Below are 20,693 nucleotides of genomic sequence, written 5' to 3' on the forward strand. Positions count from 1 at the left end.
TTCGGGGGGCCCCCCCCCCCCCCACGCCACATTGGGGCGCTTGCGGGATGGCTGTGACTAGGGGGCGTCCCAGGTGATCGGCAGCGAGTGCACGCCGTAGGTGAGCATGTCGTTGCGCAGGGGGACGTCCTCCGGCGGCACCGCGAGCCGCACGTTCGGCAGCCGGCGCAGCAGCTCGGCGTAGCCCACCTGCATCTCCACCCGGGCCAGCTGCTGCCCGAGGCACTGGTGGACGCCGTGGCCGAAGGCCAGGTGCGGGCCGCGGGGGCGCGTCACGTCCAGCGTCTCCGGGGCCGTCCACTGGCGCTCGTCCCGGTTGGTGGCCACCACCGAGACCACCACGGTCGAGCCGGCCGGGATCTGCTCGCCGCCGAGCTCCAGGTCGTGCTTGGCGAACCGGAAGAGCCCCGGGTTGATGACGGACAGGTAGCGCAGCAGCTCCTCGACGGCGTCCCCGATGCGGGCCGGGTCGTCGCGGATCGCGGCGAGCTGGTCGGGGCGCTGCAGCAGCACGAACATGCCCAGCCCGAACATGCTCGCGGTGGTGTCGTAGCCGGCGATGAGCAGCAGGTTGGCGATGTTGATGAGCTCGTCGTCGGTGAGCGCCGGGTCGGCCCCGGCGTGGTGGATCAGGCCGGAGATGAGGTCGTCGGCGGGGTGCGCGCGCTTGTCCGTGATCAGCCGCTGCATGAACACGCGCAGCGCGTCGGCGTTCGCCACCGCCTGCTCGACCGGGGCGTCCAGCTGCAGCAGGGCCGCCGCGCGCTCCTGGAACTCCGCCCGGTCGTCGTAACGCACGCCGAGCAGCTCGCAGATCATCTGCGACGGGGCCGGGAACGCGAACTCGGTCATCAGGTCGGCGCTGGTGCCCTTGGCCAGCATGTCGTCCAGCAGCCCGCCGATGATCTTCTCGATCTGGGTGCCGAGGTCGCGGATCCGCCGGACGGTGAACTGCCCGGTGAGCAGCTTGCGGTACCGCGTGTGCTCCGGCGGGTCCATGTTGATGAACGACCCGGCGCGCGCCTTGTCGTCGCGCAGCCGCTCCCGGAACTCGGCGGGCAGCTCCTTGAACCTCGGGTGGTACTGGAACCGGTCGGAGGAGAACCGCGGGTCCGTCAGCACCGCGCGGGCCTCTTCGTACCCCGACACCAGCCAGAACGGCTCGCCCGAAGCCAGCGCCGCCTTGGCGATCGGGCCGCGCGCGGCCACCGCCAGCAGGGCCGGGGGCACGGTGAACGGGTCGTCGCGCTGGACGAACTCCGGGGGGAGGGGTGACCGCAGCGCTGCGTTGCTGGGCTTGTTCTCGGTCGCGTTGGTCGTCACTGCGGCGCCAGCTCCATTCGAAATCGCGCGGGCCGGACGGCGATCGATCGGGGACGGGTGCCGATCCCGCGACTTGCCTGGTCGCTTCGGAGCGTAGGAGCGCCGCGGCGGACCGGGCATCCCTCGGTCTGATAGGTCTCCGCGCGACTATCAAAGTAGGGGTGGTGCCCGCCGGGCGCGGTGCACACGATGGGGGCCGAAGTGGTCGCCGGGTGAGCGAGGTGTGTCCCGTTGAGCGTTGTCCTGCTGTTGAACGGTCCCAACCTGGGTGTGCTGGGCCAGCGCGAGCCGGAGATCTACGGCACCGACACGCTCGCCGACATCGAGAAGGCCGTCGCCGAAGAAGTGGCCGTCCGGGGCTGGGAGGTCGTGTCGATCCAGCGTGACGGCGAAGGCGAGCTGGTCGGCGCGATCCACCAGCACCGCGGCACCACGGTCGGCGCCATCGTCAACCCCGGCGCCCTGATGATCGCCGGCTGGAGCCTGCGCGACGCGCTGGCGAGTTACGCGCCGCCGTGGATCGAAGTGCACCTCAGCAATGTGTGGGCGCGCGAGCAGTTCCGGCACGAATCGGTCATCGCGCCCCTGGCGAGTGGTGTGGTGGTCGGTCTGGGCGCTTTCGGCTATCGCCTCGCGGCGCAAGCGCTGCTGCATTTGACTTCGGCGTGAATTAGATCCTTATTGTCCGGATTGCGCGCGCCACTGGTGCGTTCGGACGAGGTGCGCCCGATCGGGTCGCGCCCAACCGGGTGACGGCCCCAGGAGGTGGGCGTCCCGCTGCGACGCGCCGTCATTCTTCCCAGGGACTTCGGGGGCTACCCGGTAGTTAGTTGAGCGCTAACAGAATGCTCGTTAGGCTAGCTGGCTGATTTGCGCGTCAGGACCGTGTTAAATCGCTGCCCCACCAGGGCAAAAGCTAAACGTCCTCACCTTTTCTAGGGGTGTGACCTGACTCACAGGGGCGATGACGGAGCTCTTGGCCGAAGCTATCGTGAGTGACGCAAGCTGTTAATCTTTCACAAGCCTGCCTGGGGAGGTTCTTGTGACGTGCGCTTTTCCGCGCGGTCGGTGTGGTGCCATGTTCTGAGCGGGTCGCCGGGTCCTGTCGGACACCTCTAACCCTGGGGTGTTGTGCTCGACAATGGCCGCGTGTTCACGCGCGGCCGGACGGCGGGGCCGGTTTTGCGTGAATTTGCCGCAACGGGGCGGCTCGTTTAATTTTACTTCGTTTCGTCTATACCTGGGGGATAGCCGAAAGATGATCGACGTACCTACTTTGCGCTTGCCCGAAAATCCCTTCACCGGATTCGGTGACGATTTCATGCAGGAGGCTTGTGACACGGCCGGGTTCCTCCGGCGCTCCGCGTACTCGTGGTTCAACGGGCGGCTCGACACCGGCCTGCAGTGCGCGAAGGCGGCCGCGGCGGGCGACCGCCGCGAATCCCGCGAACTCTACGAAATGGCCCAGTTCTGGTACGTCGGCCTGCTCATCAAGGCCCGGGAACTGGAATCGGGCCGCCGGGTGCTGGCCGCGGTCGAGGAAAGCCGGGAGGGCTCCGCTTCCGAGCGCATGACCGCCGTCTCGCACAACGTCCGCGGGAACCTGCTGTTCGCGATGGGCAACGTCGACGAGGCCATGAACGAGGTGAGCACGGGGCTGCGGATCGCCGAAGGGTGCGGCGACCGGTCCCTGCGCCCGCCGAGTTACGTCGTGCTGGCCCTCGGTGCGCTGCGCCGGGCGGACATGCGGGCGTGCCGCGTCTTCGTGGACAAGCTGGCCGACGAGGCGTTGCTCGGGTATTTCGGGCAGGCGCCGGGGGCGTGGGTGGCCGCGCAGGCCGTCGAAGCCCGCAGCGGGGTCGAGAGCGCGGCGAGCCTCATCGCCGGCATCGTGACGAACCCCCTGGTGCTCCGCCAGCTGCTGGTGTCGGAGCCGGCGGCGGCGCCGTGGCTGGTCCGGGTGTGCGGCAAGCTGGGCGCGCACGACCTGGCGGAGATAGTGGTGGAGGCGGCCACGGTGGCGGGCGCGGAGCAGCCGGAGTTCAGCGTGATCCGCGGCTCCGCCCTGCACGCGGCGGGCCTGCTGACCCAGGACTCGGCCAAGCTCCACGAGTCGGCCGACATCCACCCGGACCGCTGGTGCCGCGCATCGGCCCTGGAGGACTTGGGTGACCTCCTGGCGAAGAGGTATTCCGAGCGCGAGCGCACGGTCCGCTTCCTCGAGACGGCCCTGGACACGTACACGGCGGTGGGTGCGACACGTGATTCGGCCCGGGTGGTGAACAAGCTCCGAGAGCACGGAGTCCGCCGGGGCACGACGCGAGTGGTGGAGTACGAAGGAGCGGCCCCGCACGGGCTGACGAACACGGAGTTCGCGGTCGCCGAGCTGGTGAGCCAGGGACACACCAACAACGAGGTGGGCAGGCAGCTGTTCATCTCCAGACACACGGTGGCGTTCCACTTGAAGAAGGTGTTCCAGAAGATGCACATCACCTCCAGGGTCGAGCTGGCGGCGGCTTGGAAGGTGTTTTCGTAGGTCGCCCGGAGGCGAAGAGCGGGTTTCCACGCCGCAGTGGAGGGCGGCGCGGGTCCGGAAGGCCGCCCCGGGGTGAGAGGTCGGCCGCCCCCAACGCCGTGGGCGGCCGGCTCCGGCTGGATGACCCGCGCGCGGCTGCACTGCGGCGCGCACGGCCGGCCGGCGCACCTGGGCGATGGCGCGCGGCTGAACGATCGGCGGGCGCGGCTGGGATGACCGGCCGGCGAACTCGGGCCGCCGGGGGAGGAGTGCCGTCCACCCCCGGCGGCTTCGTGCTGCCCGAGCCGCGCCCGGCCGCACCCCGAACCTCTCCCGCTACGTCCGGCCGCACCTCGAGCCCCTCCCGGCCCGCCTACGAACTCGGCGAGATCGACCTCGCCCCCGACGAGGCCGCCGCCGTCGCGCTCGCCTCCCGGCTGTGGGACTCCCCGGAGCTGACCGGCCAGGCGCAGGGCGCGCTCGTCAAGCTGCGCGCCGCCGGCCTGGAGGTCGACGACCAGGCACCCACCGTGGTCGAGCCGCGGGTGCGCGCCGAGCCGGCGTTCGGGCCGCTGCTGGCCGCGGTCCAGAACGGCCAGGCCGTGCGCTTCGAGTACCGCCGCAGCGGCTCCCCGGAGCGGATCATGCGCACCCTCGAGCCGTGGGGCGTGGTGTCCTGGCGGGCCCGCTGGTACGTCGTCGGGCACGACCGCGACCGCGGCGCCACCCGCTGCTTCCGGCTCTCCCGGGTCACCGGGCAGGTACGCCCGGTGGGCAAGCCCGGCGCGGTCCGGCGCCCCGAGGGCGTCAACCTGCTCAAGCTCGTCACGGCCACCGGCGACAGCGAACCGGCGCCGGTCACCACCGCCCGGCTGTGGGTCGCCGACGGCCGCGCGGCCGGGGTCCGCCGCCGCGGCACCGTCGTCGGGCGCAGCAGTGTCGACGGCGAAGAGGGCGATCTCGTGGAGATCGGCCTGCTCTACCCCGAATCGGCCGCCGACTGGATCAGCGCGCAGGGCCCGGACGTCGTCGTGCTCGAACCCGACGTGCTGGCCAAGAGCGTGCAGGACCGCCTCGAAGCCGTCGTCGCCCGGCAGGTGAGCGCCCGGTGAGCGGGTCCACCGACCGGATGCCGAGGCTGCTCGCGCTCGTGCCGTACCTGCTGGCGCGCCCCGGCGTCCGCATCGACGACGCGGCGCAGGACTTCGACGTCACGCCGAGGCAGCTGCGCAAGGACCTCGAGCTGCTCTGGATGTGCGGGCTGCCCGGCTACGGCCCCGGCGACCTGATCGACCTGTCCTTCGAGGGCGACACGATCGTCGTCACCCACGACGCCGGGATGAGCCGCCCGCTGCGGCTGACCGGCGGCGAGGCGACCGCGCTGCTGGTGGCGCTGCGGGCGCTGGCCGAGACGCCGGGCGTGGTCGACGGCGACGCCGTCCGCCGCTCCATCGCCAAGATCGAGGCCGCCGCCGGGCAGGCCCAGCCGGCCGGGGTGGTGGTCGGCGGGGGAGTCCGCGAAGGCAAGAAGACCGCGCAGACCCGCGAGGAGGTCGCCCGGGCGCTGCAGGGCGGGCGCGCGCTGCGGATCCGCTACTACACCGCCTCTAAGGACCAGATCACCGAGCGCACGGTCGACCCGATGCGGCTGCTGATCGTCCAGGCCGTCGGCTACCTCGAGGCCTGGTGCCGCCGCGCCGAGGGCGTCCGGCTGTTCCGGCTCGACCGGATCGACGAGCTGACCGTGCTCGAGGAGCCGTCGCGGCCGCCCGCCCACGCGCACCCCACCGACGTCTCCGACGGCGTCTTCCGCGAACGTCCCGACCAGCGGGAGGCCGTCCTGGTCCTCGACCCGGACGCACGCTGGGTAGCCGAGTACTACCCGTGCGAGGAGCTCGACGAGCTCGACGGGGGCCGGCTGCGCATCCGGATGCGCTACGCCGACCAGTCGTGGATGGTGCGCCTGGTGCTCAGCCTGGGCGGGGAAGCGCTGGTGGAGAGCCCGGCGGACCTCGCGTCCGACGTCGGTCGCCGGGCGGCCGACGCGGTGGCCCGAGCCCGTCACCTTGCGTCAACCTGCGACCACTAGGCTGACGGCGTGCCGTACCTGCCCACCGCTGTGCTCATCGTGCTCGGCCTCGCGCTGCTCGTGGTCCTGCTGGTGCGGACCGTCAAGGTCTTGCGTGCCTTCCGGCAAACCACAAGCATGGTGGTGACGAACACCCAGGACCGGGCGGGGCTCGTCCGGGCCAGGGCCGCGGGGTTGCGCGTCGCGTTCGCGCGGCGCCGCCGCAAAGCGGAAAACCAGTAACATCCCTACCAGACGCAGATAGGAGGCCACCATGCTGAACGGATTGCAGCCGTGGCATTTGATCATCTTGGTGCTCGTCGTCGTGCTGCTGTTCGGGGCCAAGAGGCTTCCCGACGCGGCCCGGTCCATCGGCAAGTCCATGAAGATCTTCAAGGCCGAGACCAAGGACCTCACCGGCGACAAGGCCGCGGCGCACGAAGACGCCGAGCCCGCCGACACGAAGCAGCTCCCGGCCAAGCCCGCCGCGCCCGCTTCGACCGACCAGCAGGTCGCCGACCTGCAGCGTCAGCTCGACGAGCTGAAGAAGCAGCAAGCGGCCGAGCAGCCGCAGAAGAACGTCAGCTGAGCGGCTAGGCCACACCCGGTCCCCCGTCCACGGAGCGCGCCGCACCGGCGCGCTCCGGCGGACTCCGACGAGAACGGAACAACCCGTGGCGGAATCCGCCTCCGGAAACGGTGACAGCCGCCGGTCGAAGCGGCGCAAGCGCAGCCGTCGGGCCAATCCCGACGGCACGATGACGCTCATCGAGCACATCTACGAGTTCCGCCGCCGCCTCGGCTTCGCGCTGCTCGCGGTGGTGATCGGCGGGATCTTCGGGTTCATCTGGTTCGGCACCAAGCTCGGCCCGATCCCGTCGCTGGGCGACCTCGTGAAGGACCCGTACTGCGCCATCCCGCCGAGCCGGCGGCTCGACAGCGCCGAGGGGTGCCGGCTGCTGCAGACCGTGCCGTTCGAAGCGTTCATGACGCAGCTGAAGGTCGGTATCGCGGCCGGGGCCGTGCTCCTCTCGCCGGCCTGGCTGTACCAGATCTGGGCGTTCATCGCGCCGGGCCTGTACAGCAAGGAACGCAAGTACGCGATGACGTTCGTCGCGTTCGCGTCGGTGCTGTTCGCCGCCGGCGCCGTGCTCGCCTACATCCTCTTCCCGCACGCCCTGCAGCTGCTGATGGGCTTCGGGCAGGACGCGTTCGTCACCGCGCTGACCGCGGACAAGTACATCTCGTTCCTGCTGTCGCTGCTGATCATCTTCGGGATCAGCTTCGAGCTCCCGCTGCTGGTGGTGATGCTCAACCGCGTCGGCGTCGTGAAGTACGTGCAGCTGAAGAAGTGGCGGCGCGGCATCGTGTTCGCACTGTTCGTCTTCGCCGCCTTCGCCACCCCGGGCTCGGACCCGTTCTCCATGCTCGGCCTGGCCGGCGCGCTCACCGTGCTGTTCGAGATCGCCGTGCAGATGGCCCGCTTCCACGACCGCAAGCTCGACAAGGCCCGCTCCGACGAGGGCTGGGACTCCCTCGCCGACGACGAAGCCGCCCCGTTCGACTACACGCCGAGCACCATCGACGACGAGCCGTCCGCCCCGACCGCGTCCGGCGGCCGGTCGAGCACCGACGACGTCACCTAGTGGGGATCCACGCCGCGCTCGCCGTGCACCCGGCGTCGGGGCACGGCGCGGCCGCCCGGATCGCCGACACCGTCGCCGAGCGGCTGCGCGTGGCGGTCGACCGGCTCGACGTGCTGGTCGCCCACTCCGTCGAGGAGTCCCGCGCGCTGATGCGGTCGTCCCACGCCGCCGGGCTGGACGTCCTGATCGTGCTCGGCGGGGACGGCGCCGCCCACCAGGGCGTCCAGTTCTGCGCGAACCACGACGTCGCGCTCGGCCTGGTCCCGGCGGGCACCGGCAACGACTTCGCCCGCGCCCTCGGCATCCCGGGCGAGCCGCTCCCGGCGGTGGACGCGCTGGTCGCGGCCCTGCGCTCGGGCGCCCGCCGGCGCATCGACCTCGGCCGCGTGGGGGACACGTGGTTCGCGACGGTGCTGTGCGCGGGGTTCGACGCGAGCGTCAACGAACGCGCCAACCGGATGCGCTGGCCGTCCGGTCCGCGCCGCTACGACGTGGCGATCCTGGCCGAGCTGGCGTCGTTCCGGCCCCGCCCGGTGGTCGTCGACACCGGCACCGGCCGCCTCGAACTCGACGCGACGCTGGTGGCGATCGGCAACACCCGGTTCTACGGCGGCGGCGTCCCGATCTGCCCCACGGCCGACCCGGAGGACGGCGTCTTCGACGTCACCATCATCGGGCACGCCACCCGCCGCGGCCTGATCCGCATGCTCCCGGGCCTGCGCACCGGCAACCACGTGACCCACCCGGCGGTCCGCACGTTGCGCGCCCGCTCGGTGACCCTGGCCGGCAACACGTGGCCGGCCTACGCCGACGGAGAACCGCAGGGCGCGGTGCCGGTGACGGCCAGTTGCGTCCCGGGCGCGCTCACTGTGCTGGCCTAACGGTCGTAGCCGCCCGCCCGGGCCACCAGGTGCCGGAAGTGGGCCGGGGTGAGCAGCCGGCCCGAGTCGGCGAAGTAGACGCCGCCGCAGCGGTGGCAGAACCAGCCCTGCTCCCACACCTGCTGCGCCGCCGGGACACCGCGCCGCTGCCGCCGGTGCGCCCGCGCCCGCCGCACGTACAGCCAGACCAGGACGCCGGCGGCGAGGTACACCGCGAACGCCGGCAGCGCGAGCACCGCGAAACCCAGCGCCTTCGACGCCACGCCGCCGGGTGGCGGGTCATCGGCAGCCGAGAACGGCAGCAGCAGGAAGCAACTGCCGACCAGGGCCAGCAGGATCGCCGCCGCCACGAGGCCGCCGCCGCGGCGTGGGGGAGGGAAGGGGTCGAGCGACCGGGCGACCGCGGTCACGGAAATCCCGCTGACCTGGCTGTTCGTCACGATCACGCCGTCCCCGGCCGGCACCGCGACCGCCGGGCCCTGGCCGCGGAAGAACGAGTGGCCGCCGTGGTAGGCCGCGGGCACGTGCTGCACCTGGTCCAGGAGGCCGCAGCTCGGGCACGGTTCGGTCATGCCCGCTCCGACGCGCCCACCCGGCCACCGGTTCCGCGATCCTCTCGGGTGTATAACGACCTATACTGCGGGTCGATGTACGCAACGTGCGAACTGTCGGAGGGGTGTGAAACCCTGACGAGGTGGCCAGTAGCCCTTCTCCGTCCCCGGCCGAGGCCTATGCGGCCTCCACGCGCCGCGGGAAGCACCCCCAGCTGACGCGCTTCGCCGCGGAGGTGTCCTTCGAGTTCGACGAGTTCCAGATCCGCGGGTGCCAAGCCCTCGAAGACGGCCACGGCGTGCTGGTCTGCGCGCCCACCGGGGCGGGCAAGACCGTCGTCGGCGAGTTCGCGGTGCACCTGGCGCTGGCCGAGGGCCGCAAGTGCTTCTACACGACGCCGATCAAGGCGCTGTCGAACCAGAAGTACGCCGACCTCGTGGCCCGCTACGGCACCGACGCCGTCGGCCTGCTGACCGGGGACACTTCGATCAACGGCGGTGCGCAGGTGGTCGTGATGACCACCGAGGTGCTGCGCAACATGCTCTACGCGGGCTCGTCGACGATCACCGACCTCGGGTACGTCGTGATGGACGAGGTGCACTACCTGGCCGACCGGTTCCGGGGCGCGGTGTGGGAAGAGGTGATCCTGCACCTGCCGGAGCACGTCCGCGTGGCCGGGCTGTCGGCGACGGTCAGCAACGCCGAGGAGTTCGGCGAGTGGCTGGTGGAGGTGCGGGGCGACACGACGGTGGTCGTCGACGAGCACCGGCCGGTGCCGCTGTGGCAGCACATGCTGGTCGGGAACCGGCTGCTGGACCTGTTCGCCGGGGACGACGTGCACGCGCCGAACGCCGAGCTGCGGATCAACCCGACCCTGCTGCGGCGGACCGAGGAGATCGGCCGCCAGTACGCGCCCGCGGGGTTCCGGGGGCCGCGGAACCGGCGGGGTGCGCCGCCGCGGATGCCGCGGTTCCGGCCGCCGTCGCGGGTGGACGTCGTGGAGCAGCTGGACCGGGCCGGGCTGCTGCCGGCGATCGTGTTCATCTTTTCGCGGGCGGGGTGTGACGCCGCGGTGGCGCAGTGCGTCCGGTCGGGGCTGCGGCTGAACGGGCCGGGTGAGGTCGAGGAGATCCGCCGGGTCATCGAGGAGCGCACGGCGGACCTGCCGGAGGGCGACCTGGGCGTGCTCGGCTACTGGGAGTGGCGGGAGGCCCTGGAGCGCGGGATCGCCGGGCACCACGCGGGGCTGCTGCCGGCGTTCAAGGAGACCGTCGAGGAGCTGTTCGTCCGCGGCCTGGTCAAGGTCGTGTTCGCGACCGAGACCCTGGCGCTGGGGATCAACATGCCGGCCCGCACGGTCGTGCTCGAGCGGCTGGTGAAGTACAACGGCGAGGCGCACGTCGACCTGACGCCGGGGGAGTACACGCAGCTCACCGGCCGGGCCGGGCGGCGCGGCATCGACGTCGAAGGGCACGCCGTCGTGGCGTGGCAGCCGGGGGTGGATCCGAAGCAGGTCGCCGGGCTGGCCTCGACGCGGACCTATCCGCTGCGGTCGTCGTTCCGGCCGGGCTACAACATGGCGGTCAACCTGGTGGCCCAGGTCGGGGCGGCCGAGGCGCGGGAGCTGCTGGAGCAGTCGTTCGCGCAGTTCCAGGCCGACCGGTCGGTGGTGGGGACCGCACGCCGGATCGAGCGGAACAAGGAGGCGTTGAAGGGCTACACGGCCGCGGTGACCGGCGACTTCGACGAGATGCTGGAGTACGTCGAGCTGCGGGCGAAGATTTCGGCGCGGGAGAAGGCGTTGTCGCGGCAGAACACGGCCGTGCGGCGGGCCGGGACCGCGGAGTCGCTGGAGAAGCTGCGCAAGGGTGACGTGATCGCGGTGCCGGCGGGCCGGCGGGCGGGGCTGGCCGTGGTGGTCGATCCGGGGCTGGACCCGATCCGGGAGCCGCGGCCGGTGGTGGTGACCGAGGACCGGTGGTCGGGGCCGTTGTCGGTGGCGGACTTCCCGGCGCCGGTGGAGGCGCTGGGGCGGATCAAGCTGCCCAAGCACATCGAGCTGCGGTCGCCGCGGACGCGCCGGGACATCGCCTCGACGTTGCGGAACGCCGGGATTTCGCTGCCGGGGCGGCAGAAGCGGCGGTCGGGGGCGAACGAGGATGGGGAGCTGGCCGCGCTGCGGCGGGCGTTGCGGGCGCACCCGGGTCATGGGCTGGCCGAGCGCGAAGCGAACCTGCGCTGGGTGGAGCGGTACCAGCGGCTCGCGGCGGAGACGCAGCAGCTGGAGCGGAAGGTCGCGGCGACGACGCACTCGCTGGCGCGGGCCTTCGACCGGATCCTGGCTCTCTTGGGTGAGCGCGGCTATCTGGGGCCGGGCGACGGCGAGGACCGCGTCACCGAGCACGGGCGGCGGCTGACGCGGCTCTACAGCGAGTCGGATCTGCTGGCCGCGGAGTGCATCCGCCACGGGGTGTGGCGCCAGCTCAACCCGGCCGAGCTGGCGGCGGTCGTGTCGACGCTGGTGTTCGAGGCGCGTCGCGACACCGCGGGCGAGCCGCGGCTGCCGGGCGGGGCGGTGCCCGAGGCGTGGCAGGAGACGGCACGGCTGTGGGTGGAGCTGACCGAGGACGAGCGGCGGCACCGCCTGGACCGGACGCGGGAGCCCGACGCCGGGTTCGCGTGGCCGGTCTATCGCTGGGCGCGGGGTGAATCCCTGGAGAAGGTGCTGACCGCGGCGGAGGCGAACGGGCAGGAGCTGTCGGCCGGTGACTTCGTGCGCTGGTCGCGGCAGGTGATCGATCTGCTCGACCAGATCCGGGACGTGCTGGGCAAGGCGGATCCGGTGGGGGCGGCGGCGGCCGAGGCGGTGAAGGCACTGCGGCGCGGGGTCGTGGCCGCGGGAGCCGCGTGAACTCCGTGTCAGGCCTGCTCCAAGCGGCGGAAGCGGTGAGCGTGGGCGCGTGTGCTCGGCTCCGACCTGTGGTTGGATCGCGTGCGACACCGTGTGTGCGCGGCTCGGCGGTGTTTCGGGGTGGACAGCGAGATGAGTGAAGCAGGCGGAGGCAGACGATGAGCACGCCGTATGGCGGCAACGACCCACAGCAGCCCCAGTACGGGCAGCAGCCGGGCGGCGCGTACCCGCCGAGCGGCCCGCAGGAGCAGCCGCAGTGGGGCCAGCCGCAGCAGCCTTCTTACGACCCGAACCAGCAGCAGCAATGGGGCCAGCCGCAGCAGCCCCAGCAACCGCAGCAGTGGGGGCAGCAGCCGGGCGGGTACGCCCCGCCGCAGCAGCCCCAGTGGGGCCAGCAGCCGCCGCCGTACGGCCAGCAGCCCGGCGGCGGGTACCCGCAGAGCGGCCCGCAGGCCCAGCCGCAGTACGGGCAGCAGCCCGGTGGGGGGTACCCGCAGAGCGGCCCCCAGGCGCAACCGCAGTACGGGCAGCAGCCGGGTGGCCAGTACGACTACGGCCAGCAGCAGTTCCCCGGCACGGCCGCCCCGGAGGGGGAGCAGCCGGCGAAGTCGAAGAAGGGCCTGCTGATCGGCGTGGTCGCGGCGATCGTCGCCGTCGCGGCGTTCCTGGTGCTGGGGTTCGTCGCGCCCGGGTTCCTGAAGACGCAGGTCTTCAACAACACCCAGATGCAGACCGACGTGCAGAAGCTGCTGACCGAGACCTACAAGATCGACGGCGTCACCAACGTGACCTGCCCGGCGGAGCAGAAGGTGGAGGACGGGGCGAAGTTCGAGTGCACCGCCACCATCGCCGGGAAGCCGCAGCAGGTGCCGATCACGGTGAAGGGTGACGGCGGCAACTACGAGGTTTCCCCGCCCGTCACCAAGTAGCGCGTGACGTCTTCGGGCCCGGCCGCCGGTAATTCCGGTGGCCGGGCCTCGGCGGTTCCGGAGATGATCCGGGCATGAGCGACTTCGAGATCCGGACGCTGGGCACCGAGGAGCACCGGGCGGCGAGCAACCTGTTCCGGGAGACCGTGCACTTCCCGCCGTCCGACGACGCCGAATGGGTGTACGCGGCGCGGTACTACCAGCCCGGCGGCACGGTCGGGGTGTTCGACCCGGAGCTGATCGGCACGGCCCGCTCGTTCGACGCGCAGCTGACCGTGCCGGGCGGGGCGCGGCTGCCGATGGTGGGGGTCACCTCGGTGGGGGTGCGGCCCGACCGGACCCGGCGTGGGGTGCTGCGCGCGATGATGACGGCGCAGCTGGAGGACTTCGCGGCGCGCGGGGTGGTGTTCGCGAACCTGCTGGCGTCGGAGGCCGGGATCTACGGCCGGTTCGGTTACGGCCTGGCCACCCGGTATCGCGCCTACAGCCTCGACCCGCACCGGGCGCGGCTGCGGCCGGACGCGCCGGTGGGCGGGGAGCTGGAGCTGCTGGACTTCGACCGGGCCCTGGAAGTCTGTCCCGCGGTGTACGACGGTCTCGAGCACCGGCCGGGGATGATGTCGCGGCCCGAGGTGCTGTGGCGGCTCTACGAGATGCAGCTGCGGCGGCACGCGATGCCGGTGAAGGCGCTGGTGCACCACGGTTCCGGCGGGCCGGACGGGTTCGCCTTCTACCACGTGGCGGGGCCGCAGGCGCACCCGTGGACGAAGACCGTGGAGGTGGCGGACCTGTTCGCCGGTTCCCCGGCGGCGTTCGCCGGGCTGTGGCGGTTCCTGCTCGGGCTCGACCTGGTGGACCGGGTCGCGGTCGAGTCGCGGCCGCTGGACGACCCGATCGAGCTGCTGCTGGCCGATCACCGGTGCGGGAACGTCGACCGGATCGGGGACGAGCACTGGATCCGGCTCGTCGACGTCCCGGCCGCCCTGGCCGGGCGGGCGTACGGGCCCGGCGAGCCGGTGGTGATCGAGGTGACCGATCCGCTGCTGCCCGGCAACAGCGGCCCGTACCTGGTGACGCCGGACGGCGCCGCGCGCACCGACCGGCCGGCCGGGCTGCGCTTGGACGTCACCACGCTGGCGATGGTGTACCTCGGCACCTGGCGGCCGTCGGCGCTGGCGGACGCGGGCCGGATCGAGGTCCGGGACCCGGCCGCTCCGGCGGCCGCGGACGTGCTGTTCGGCACCCGGGTGGCGGCTTGGAGCGGCAGCCACTTCTAAAACCGGGTGCCGGGCCGGGCGTCCCGCGGCAGGATCGGGAGGATGACCGCCTTCGACGTCCGCCCGATCACCGAAGAAGAGCGGCGCAGCACGTTCGACCTGCTGCGCCGCGCGTTGCACGCCAAGCCCGTCACCGACGACCTCTGGGCGCGGATCGGGGACTCGTGGCCGGCCGGGCACAAGTTCGGCGTGTTCGAGGGCGGGAGCCCGATCGGCATCGTCAGCTCCTACGACACCGAGATCGCCGTCCCCGGCGGGCGGACGGTGCCGGTCGCGGCGGTGGAGGGGGTCGGGGTCCGCGCCGACCGGACCCGCCGCGGGGTGCTGAGCGCGATGATGCGCGCGCAGCTGGCGGACTTCGCGGCCCGCGAGCTGCCGCTGGCCGTCCTGCACGCGAGCGAACCCACCATCTACGGGCGGTTCGGCTACGGCTCGGCCGCGCTCGGCAAGACCCTGCGGGTGTCCCGGCCGGCGGCGCGGCTGCACGAGCGCGTCGCGGCCGAGGGCGACGTCCGGCTGCTGACGTCCGAGGAAGCGGTGAAGGAGATCCCGGGGCTGTACCGGCGGATCGGGCTGCACCGGCCGGGCATGATCGGGCGGCCGGAGCGGTGGTGGCCGATCTCGCACGACCGGCAGGTGAGCCCGGACGGCGGGCACCTCGTCGCCGTCCACAGTGGACCGGGCGGTGACGACGGGTTCGTCGTGTACGCCACGATCACCCGCCGGTCGGTCGACTCACCCGATCGCGGTGCCGTGCTGGACGTCCACGACCTGCACGCCGCCGGCCCGGCCGCGCGAGCCGCGCTCTGGCGGTACCTGCTGTCGGTGGACCTGGTTTCGGAGGTCTGCGCCCGGCACCGCCCGGTCGACGAGCCCCTCGCGCTGATGCTGACCGACCACCGGCACGCGGCCACCGCCGCCGTCGAGGACGACCTGTGGCTGCGGCCGGTCGACGTCGCGGCCGCGCTCGCCGCCCGCACCTACCGCGCGGCCGCCCCGGTGGTGCTCGCGGTGACCGACCGCCTGCTGCCGGCCAACACCGGGCACTACGAGATCGGCCCGGACGGCGCCCGGCGCACCGACGCGGCCGCGGACCTGGCCCTCGACGTCGACACGCTCGGCATGCTCTACCTCGGGCACTGGCCGGCGACGACGCTGGCGGAGGCGGGCCGCATCGACGTCCGCGACCCGGCGGCACCCGGGCGGGCCGACGAGCTGTTCACCACGACGGCCGCGCCCTGGTGCGGCACGCACTTCTAGGCGCCGGGGAGGGCCTTGAGGAGCCGTTCGACGGAGTTGCCGAGGTTCCACCGTTCGGCGAGCTCGGCGACCCGCTCGGGGTCGGCGGGCGTCGCGGGGACGGTGTCGGGGCGCGACTGCTCGACCGGCGCGTCGACCGCCACCCGGACCACGGTGGGGGCGACGGCGAGGTAGTCCGCCGCATCCTTCAGCCGCAGCCGGGTCTTGAGCGGGAGCGCGGAGTCCCCGGCTTCGCCCGCGGCGACGAGGGCTTCGAGCGACCCGAACTGCGTGATCAGCTTGGCGGCGGTCTTCTCGCCGATGCCGGCGACCCCGGGCAGCCCGTCGGACGGGTCGCCGCGCAGGGCGGCCATGTCCGCGTAGGCGGGCCCGGCGGTCTCGCGGGGGAGGCTGTAGCGCTCGGCGATCTCGGCCGGGCCCAGCACCTCGGCCTTGGCCCAGCCCTTGCCGACGTAGATGACGGAGGCGGGGGTGGGTTCGGTGCGCACGAGCTGGAACAGGTCCCGGTCGCCGGTGATGACCTCGACCGGGTCGGCCTTCTCGCGGGTGGCGAGCGCCCCGATGACGTCGTCGGCCTCGTACCCGGCGGCTTCGGCGGTGGCGAACCCGAACGCTTCGAGCAGGTCGAGGATGATCGGCACCTGCGGGGTGAGCGTGTCGGGGACTTCTTCGACGTCGGGGCCGCTGCCGGTCTCTTCGGCCACCCGGTGCGCCTTGTAGCTGGGGAGCAGATCGGTGCGGAACTTCGGCCGCCAGTCGGCGTCGAGGCAGCAGACGAGCCGCGCGGGCCGCCGGTCGGTGAGGATCCGCGCAATCGTGTCGGCAAACCCCCGCACGGCGTTGACCTGCGTCCCGTCGGCGGCACGCATCGAGTCGGGCAGGGCGAAGAAGGAGCGGAAGTACAGGCTCGCGGAGTCGAGCAGGGCAAGGGATCCGGTCACCCGCACAGCCTGCCACGTCGGGGCGGCGGAGGAGGGACAAGCCACGCGGCGCGGTCGCCCGGGAGTGCGGTGGGTGCCGGGAGGCGCGGTGCGGGCCGGGCTCGCGGCGGCGAGGGTGGCTGATCGGGTTCGGCTTCGGGGGAGTGCGGTGCCGGCCGGGCTCGCGGCGACCAGGCGGCTGAGCGGGTTCGGCTTCCGGGGAGTGCGGTGCGGGCCGGGCTCGTGGTGGCGAGGGCGGCCGATCGGGTTCGGCTTCCGGGGCCCGGAATTGTCGGTGGTGACCGGTAGCGTGGAAAACGGGGGGCGCCCCCGCGGGCCGGGGCGGCTCGCGGCGGCCCGGCCCGCGGCAGGGTGGCCCGCGGCGGGAGCGAATCGGCGGTAGCGGTGCCCGTTGAGCTGGCGGTTGCCGGGTGCGGGCGGGGTCGGCTGCATGGTGGGCCAGTAACACCGGCCCTGGCGACCACCGCTCCTCGCTCAGGAACTACCAACGGGGGCCGGGGCGGCTCGCGGCGGGGGAGTGGTGAGCCGCGGGTCACCCGGCCCGGCATGTCGTGGCCCCGGGCGCGTCCGGTTCGCCCGGCGCCCCACTAGGCTCGCCTTCATGTCGCGCCGATCCCTTCACACGCCCGCTCCCGATGCCGCCGCTCTCCGGGCGCGGCTGGACCGTGCCCGCGCTGCCGCGGCCGCCGCGGGGACCGATGCCCTGCTGATCGCGCCCGGCTCGGATCTGCGGTACCTGCTCGGGCAGGCCGGGGGCTCGTTCGAGCGGCTCACCACCCTCGTCGTCCCCGCCGACGGCACGCCCGCGCTCGTCGTGCCGAAGCTGGAGGCGCCCGGCTACGCCGACGTCCCCACCGACGAGCTCGGTGTCGAGCTGCTCACCTGGGTCGACGGTGACGACCCCTACAAGCTCGTCGCCGACCGGCTCGGCAAGCCCGGCCGGGTCGCCGTCAGCGACTTCACCCCGGCCCTGCACGTGCTCGCGCTGCGGGCCGCGCTCGACACCGCCGAGCAGACCCTGGCCGGTCCCGTCGTCCGGGAGCTGCGGATGCGCAAGGACGCCGCCGAGATCGCGTCGCTGCGCGAAGCCGGTGCGGCGATCGACCGGGTGCACGCCCGCGTCCACGAGTGGCTGCGGCCCGGTCGCACCGAAGCCGAGGTCGGGGCCGACATCGCCGCGGCCATCGTCGAGGAGGGCCACGTCCAGGCCGACTTCGTGATCGTCGGCTCCGGCCCGAACGGGGCCAGCCCGCACCACGACGTCTCCGAGCGCGTCATCGAGAAGGGTGACGTCGTGGTCGTCGACATCGGCGGCCCGCTGCCGGCCGGCTACAACTCCGACTCCACCCGCACCTACGCCGTGGGCACTCCGCGCGACGCCGACGTGGCCGAGACCTACGCGGTCCTGCAGCGCGCGCAGGCCGCCGCGGTGGCCGCCGTGAAGCCGGGCGTCACCGCCGAGGCCGTCGACGCCGCCGCGCGGGACGTCATCGCCGAGGCCGGGTTCGGGGAATACTTCATCCACCGCACCGGGCACGGCATCGGCCTGGACGTGCACGAGGAGCCCTACATCATCGCCGGGAACGCGCTGCCGCTGGAGCCGGGCATGGCCTTCAGCGTCGAGCCGGGCATCTACCAGCCGGGCCGGTGGGGCGCCCGGATCGAGGACATCGTCATCGTCACCGAAGACGGCGTCGAGGCCGTCAACAACCAGCCGCACGAGCTCGTCGTGCTGGACGCATGACCACCGGCGGCCTGGAGCCGCTGGACCAGTCGATCGTCCAGGAGCTCGCGGCGGACGGGCGGCGCAGCTTCACCGACCTCGCCGAGCGGGTCGGGCTGTCGGTGTCGGCGGTGCACCAGCGGGTGCGCCGCCTCGAGCAGCGCGGGGTCATCCTCGGCTATACCGCGCGGCTCGACGGCGAGCAGATCGGCCTCCCGCTGACGGCGCTGATCTCGCTGACGCCGAACGACCCGGCCGCGCCGGACGACTACCCGCAGCGGATCCAGCACATCAAGGAGATCGAGTCGTGCTACTCGGTGGCCGGCGACGAGTCCTACATCCTGCTGGTGCGCGTCCAGTCGCCGCTGGCCCTGGAGGACCTGCTGCGGCGGATCCGGGAAGCGGCGAAGGTGTCGACCCGCACGACGGTGGTGCTCTCTACGCCGTTCGAGGGACGTTCGCCGACGTTCTGACCCCGGCGCCCCGTCCGGTGGCCGGGGCGCTGGTACGGTAAAAGGTATGGCAACACGTAAGGTCACTCTTTCGCTGGACAGCGGCGCGCTGGAATTCGCCGAACGAGCCGCGAAAGCCCACGGGATCTCGGTCTCGTCCTGGCTGTCGAAGGCGGCCAGGCGCGAGGCGGTGCGCACGGGTTACACCCCGCAGAAGCCGGAACCGGCCGCCGCGGAATCGGACGAGGCCGAGCTGAGCGCGGCGGAGAAGGATCTGCGTGCGCAGGGGTGAAGTCTGGACGTACCACCCCCCGACCGATCCGGCCCGGCAGCGCACGGTGGTGCTGCTGTCCTCGGACGGGGTGAACGAGTCCGAGCGCCCGTGGCTGCTCGGCACCGAACTCCTCGACCGCGACCCGATGGACATCCTTGGCGTCGCGATCGACGCCCGGTACTGGGTGTCGACGCTCAACCTCACCCGGCTCTACCGCCCGTGGTTCGACGAGCGGATCGCCGAGATCGACCAGGACGTCCAGGAACGGATCGACATCGCGCTGCGGGCCGCGCTCGACCTGTGAGGCCGGCCGCCAAGGCACACAAGGCGAATCCCGCGCCGAGGACGCTGGAGCCCGCCCAGCCGGCGACGGCGAACGCGGCCGTCGTGGCGGTCGCGCCCAGGGCCGAGCCGAGCGAGTAGAAGAGCATGTAGCCGCCGATGGCGGTGCTGGTCGCGTCCGGGTGCGCGGTGGTCAGCAGGTGCTGGTTGCTCACGTGCACGGCCTGTACGGCGAAGTCGAGCACGACCACGCCGGCGACGACGAGCGGGAGTGACCACGACGCCTGTCCGATCGCCGCCCACGAGACGGCGAGCAGGGCGAGGGCGCCGAGCGTGACCGTGCGCGCGAACCCCGCGTCGGCCCAGCGGCCCGCCCGGGCGGCGCCCAACGCGCCCACCAATCCGGCGAGCCCGAACAGGCCGATCTGCGCCGCGTCCAGCCGCCACGGCGCGGCGGACAGGGGCAGCGCCAGGCCGCTCCACAGCGTGCCGAACGAGGCGAACAGGAAGAACGCGACCAGCCCGCGCGAGACGAACAGCCGCTCGCGGAACAGCCCGCTCAGCGACGTCAGCACGTCCCGGTAGGACGACCGTGCGGGGCGCGGGTCGGGTGGGAGGGTCTTCAGCACCACCCCCGCCAGCGTGATCAGGAGTGCGGCGAGCACGGCGTACACGCTGCGCCAGCCCCACGCCGTGGCCAGTGCCCCGGCCGCGACGCGGGCGCCGAGGATGCCGAGGACGACCCCGGAGGTCACCACGCCGAGGGTGCGGCCGCGTTCGGCGGGCGTGGCGCTCGCCGCGGCGTAGGCGACGGTCGTCTGCACGACGACGGCGAACAAGCCGGCTACGGCCAGCCCCGCCAGCAGCACCCAGAGCCGGGTCGCGGAGGCGGCGACGGCCGCGCCCGCCGCCGTCAGGATGAGGTGTCCCGCGATGAGCCGGCGCCGGTCCCGCAGGTCTCCGAGGGGGACGAGCAGGGCCAGTCCCGCCAGGTAGCCGAGCTGGCCGGCCGCGACGATCCAGCCGAGGTCCGCGGCGGGGACGTCCAGGTCCGCGCCGATCCCGGCGAGCGCCGGCTGCGCGGCGTAGATGCTCGCGACCGCCACCGCGCACACCGCCGCCAGCAGCGTGTTCCGGCCCATGAACCCTCCGATCGGTAGCAGATTGCAACTGATCCGACCGTACGGCAGAATGGTTGCGAACAGCAACTCTTCCGGAGGTGTGGTGACTGAGGACTGGACCGACCCGAGCTGCCCGGTGGCGCGTGCGCTCGACCTCGTCGGCGACCGCTGGAGCCTGCTCGTCGTCCGCGACGCGATGGACGGCGCCCGGTCGTTCACCGACTTCCGGCAGCGCACCGGGATCGCCCGCAACATCCTCACCGACCGGCTCCGCCGCCTGGTCGGCCGCGGCGTCCTCGACCGGCGGACCGCGCCGTCCGGCCGGCGGCAGGTCTACGAGCTGACCCCGGCCGGGCGCGACCTGTTCACGGTCGTCGTCGCCCTGCGGCAGTGGGGCGAACGGCACGCTTTCGCCCCCGGCGAGGCCCACTCGGTGCTGGTCGACACCCACGGCGTCCCGCTGCCGCCGCTGCAGCCGATCGGGTCGGACGGCACCCGCGCCGACGTGGACACGACGTCCGTGCGCACAGTGCCCTGA

Annotated in this window: 21 protein-coding genes; 17 read left to right on the forward strand and 4 right to left on the reverse strand. The window is 72.8% G+C overall.

The features are described from left to right. Positions 1–57: 57 nt before the first annotated feature. A complete protein-coding gene (locus ACWEVN_RS19340) occupies positions 58–1,323 on the reverse strand; it encodes a cytochrome P450 (RefSeq protein WP_452052136.1) in 1,266 nt (421 codons plus the stop codon). 231 nt (positions 1,324–1,554) lie between these two features. Here ACWEVN_RS19340 and ACWEVN_RS19345 point away from each other — a divergent pair, with 231 nt between their 5' ends. The 8 genes from ACWEVN_RS19345 (at position 1,555) to ACWEVN_RS19380 (ending at position 8,433) form a co-directional block, all read left to right on the forward strand. After that, positions 1,555–1,992, forward strand: coding sequence for a type II 3-dehydroquinate dehydratase (locus tag ACWEVN_RS19345; RefSeq protein ID WP_449687662.1), 438 nt, complete (start codon positions 1,555–1,557; stop codon positions 1,990–1,992). Positions 1,993–2,644: 652 nt separating this feature from the next. Further along, a complete protein-coding gene (locus tag ACWEVN_RS19350) occupies positions 2,645–3,859 on the forward strand; it encodes a helix-turn-helix transcriptional regulator (protein WP_452052137.1) in 1,215 nt (404 codons plus the stop codon). A 248-nt stretch (positions 3,860–4,107) separates the two neighbouring features. Continuing rightward, complete coding sequence (locus tag ACWEVN_RS19355) at positions 4,108–4,950, forward strand: helix-turn-helix transcriptional regulator (protein WP_452052138.1); 843 nt, start codon at positions 4,108–4,110, stop codon at positions 4,948–4,950. After that, positions 4,947–5,927 (forward strand): helix-turn-helix transcriptional regulator, encoded by a 981-nt coding sequence (locus ACWEVN_RS19360; RefSeq protein WP_449684863.1) that lies wholly within the window; start codon positions 4,947–4,949, stop codon positions 5,925–5,927. Before ACWEVN_RS19355 ends, ACWEVN_RS19360 begins: the two co-directional genes overlap by 4 nt. A gap of 9 nt (positions 5,928–5,936) precedes the next feature. Then, entirely contained in the window at positions 5,937–6,149 is a 213-nt protein-coding gene (locus ACWEVN_RS19365) for a bacteriophage holin (RefSeq protein WP_452052139.1), read from the forward strand. A 31-nt stretch (positions 6,150–6,180) separates the two neighbouring features. Next, entirely contained in the window at positions 6,181–6,495 is a 315-nt protein-coding gene (tatA, locus tag ACWEVN_RS19370) for a Sec-independent protein translocase subunit TatA (RefSeq protein WP_449684864.1), read from the forward strand. 85 nt (positions 6,496–6,580) lie between these two features. After that, entirely contained in the window at positions 6,581–7,552 is a 972-nt protein-coding gene (gene tatC / locus ACWEVN_RS19375) for a twin-arginine translocase subunit TatC (protein WP_452052140.1), read from the forward strand. Further along, positions 7,552–8,433, forward strand: a complete 882-nt coding sequence (locus ACWEVN_RS19380; RefSeq protein WP_452052141.1) for a diacylglycerol/lipid kinase family protein — start codon at positions 7,552–7,554, stop codon at positions 8,431–8,433. Before tatC ends, ACWEVN_RS19380 begins: the two co-directional genes overlap by 1 nt. Here ACWEVN_RS19380 and ACWEVN_RS19385 read toward each other — a convergent pair. Next, entirely contained in the window at positions 8,430–9,005 is a 576-nt protein-coding gene (locus ACWEVN_RS19385) for a hypothetical protein (RefSeq protein WP_452052142.1), read from the reverse strand. The two genes, ACWEVN_RS19380 and ACWEVN_RS19385, sit on opposite strands and share 4 nt — an antisense overlap. Positions 9,006–9,127: 122 nt before the next feature. Between ACWEVN_RS19385 and ACWEVN_RS19390 the strand changes: the two genes are divergently transcribed. From ACWEVN_RS19390 to ACWEVN_RS19405, 4 genes are all read left to right on the forward strand, one after another. Beyond that, positions 9,128–11,896 carry a DEAD/DEAH box helicase gene (locus ACWEVN_RS19390; protein ID WP_452052143.1) on the forward strand — a complete coding sequence of 923 codons (2,769 nt, stop codon included), beginning with the start codon at positions 9,128–9,130 and terminating at the stop codon, positions 11,894–11,896. Between the two features lie 158 nt (positions 11,897–12,054). After that, on the forward strand, positions 12,055–12,825 hold the full coding sequence (locus tag ACWEVN_RS19395) for a DUF4333 domain-containing protein (RefSeq protein ID WP_449684868.1): 771 nt from the start codon (positions 12,055–12,057) through the stop codon (positions 12,823–12,825). A 74-nt stretch (positions 12,826–12,899) separates the two neighbouring features. Beyond that, positions 12,900–14,102 carry a GNAT family N-acetyltransferase gene (locus ACWEVN_RS19400; RefSeq protein ID WP_449684869.1) on the forward strand — a complete coding sequence of 401 codons (1,203 nt, stop codon included), beginning with the start codon at positions 12,900–12,902 and terminating at the stop codon, positions 14,100–14,102. A 42-nt stretch (positions 14,103–14,144) separates the two neighbouring features. Further along, a complete protein-coding gene (locus tag ACWEVN_RS19405; protein WP_452052144.1) occupies positions 14,145–15,362 on the forward strand; it encodes a GNAT family N-acetyltransferase in 1,218 nt (405 codons plus the stop codon). On the opposite strand, the gene ACWEVN_RS19410 is transcribed toward ACWEVN_RS19405, so the two are convergent. Then, positions 15,359–16,303 (reverse strand): 5'-3' exonuclease, encoded by a 945-nt coding sequence (locus tag ACWEVN_RS19410; RefSeq protein ID WP_449684871.1) that lies wholly within the window; start codon positions 16,301–16,303, stop codon positions 15,359–15,361. The two genes, ACWEVN_RS19405 and ACWEVN_RS19410, sit on opposite strands and share 4 nt — an antisense overlap. Before the next feature lie 601 nt (positions 16,304–16,904). On the opposite strand from ACWEVN_RS19410, the gene ACWEVN_RS19415 reads away from it, so the two are divergent. The 4 genes from ACWEVN_RS19415 to ACWEVN_RS19430 are packed head-to-tail and all read left to right on the forward strand — an operon-like array spanning position 16,905 to position 19,056. After that, positions 16,905–18,047, forward strand: coding sequence for a M24 family metallopeptidase (locus tag ACWEVN_RS19415; protein ID WP_310972924.1), 1,143 nt, complete (start codon positions 16,905–16,907; stop codon positions 18,045–18,047). Further along, on the forward strand, positions 18,044–18,499 hold the full coding sequence (locus tag ACWEVN_RS19420) for an Lrp/AsnC family transcriptional regulator (protein WP_043786019.1): 456 nt from the start codon (positions 18,044–18,046) through the stop codon (positions 18,497–18,499). Before ACWEVN_RS19415 ends, ACWEVN_RS19420 begins: the two co-directional genes overlap by 4 nt. Positions 18,500–18,545: 46 nt before the next feature. Further along, on the forward strand, positions 18,546–18,770 hold the full coding sequence (locus tag ACWEVN_RS19425; RefSeq protein WP_191306170.1) for a hypothetical protein: 225 nt from the start codon (positions 18,546–18,548) through the stop codon (positions 18,768–18,770). Continuing rightward, a complete protein-coding gene (locus tag ACWEVN_RS19430) occupies positions 18,757–19,056 on the forward strand; it encodes a hypothetical protein (RefSeq protein WP_310972923.1) in 300 nt (99 codons plus the stop codon). Before ACWEVN_RS19425 ends, ACWEVN_RS19430 begins: the two co-directional genes overlap by 14 nt. Here ACWEVN_RS19430 and ACWEVN_RS19435 read toward each other — a convergent pair. After that, a complete protein-coding gene (locus ACWEVN_RS19435; RefSeq protein ID WP_452052145.1) occupies positions 18,953–20,176 on the reverse strand; it encodes an MFS transporter in 1,224 nt (407 codons plus the stop codon). The genes ACWEVN_RS19430 and ACWEVN_RS19435 overlap by 104 nt on opposite strands. Before the next feature lie 49 nt (positions 20,177–20,225). Here ACWEVN_RS19435 and ACWEVN_RS19440 point away from each other — a divergent pair, with 49 nt between their 5' ends. Then, positions 20,226–20,693 (forward strand): winged helix-turn-helix transcriptional regulator, encoded by a 468-nt coding sequence (locus ACWEVN_RS19440; RefSeq protein WP_452052146.1) that lies wholly within the window; start codon positions 20,226–20,228, stop codon positions 20,691–20,693.

It is taken from the genome of Amycolatopsis sp. NPDC003861 (assembly GCF_053605405.1).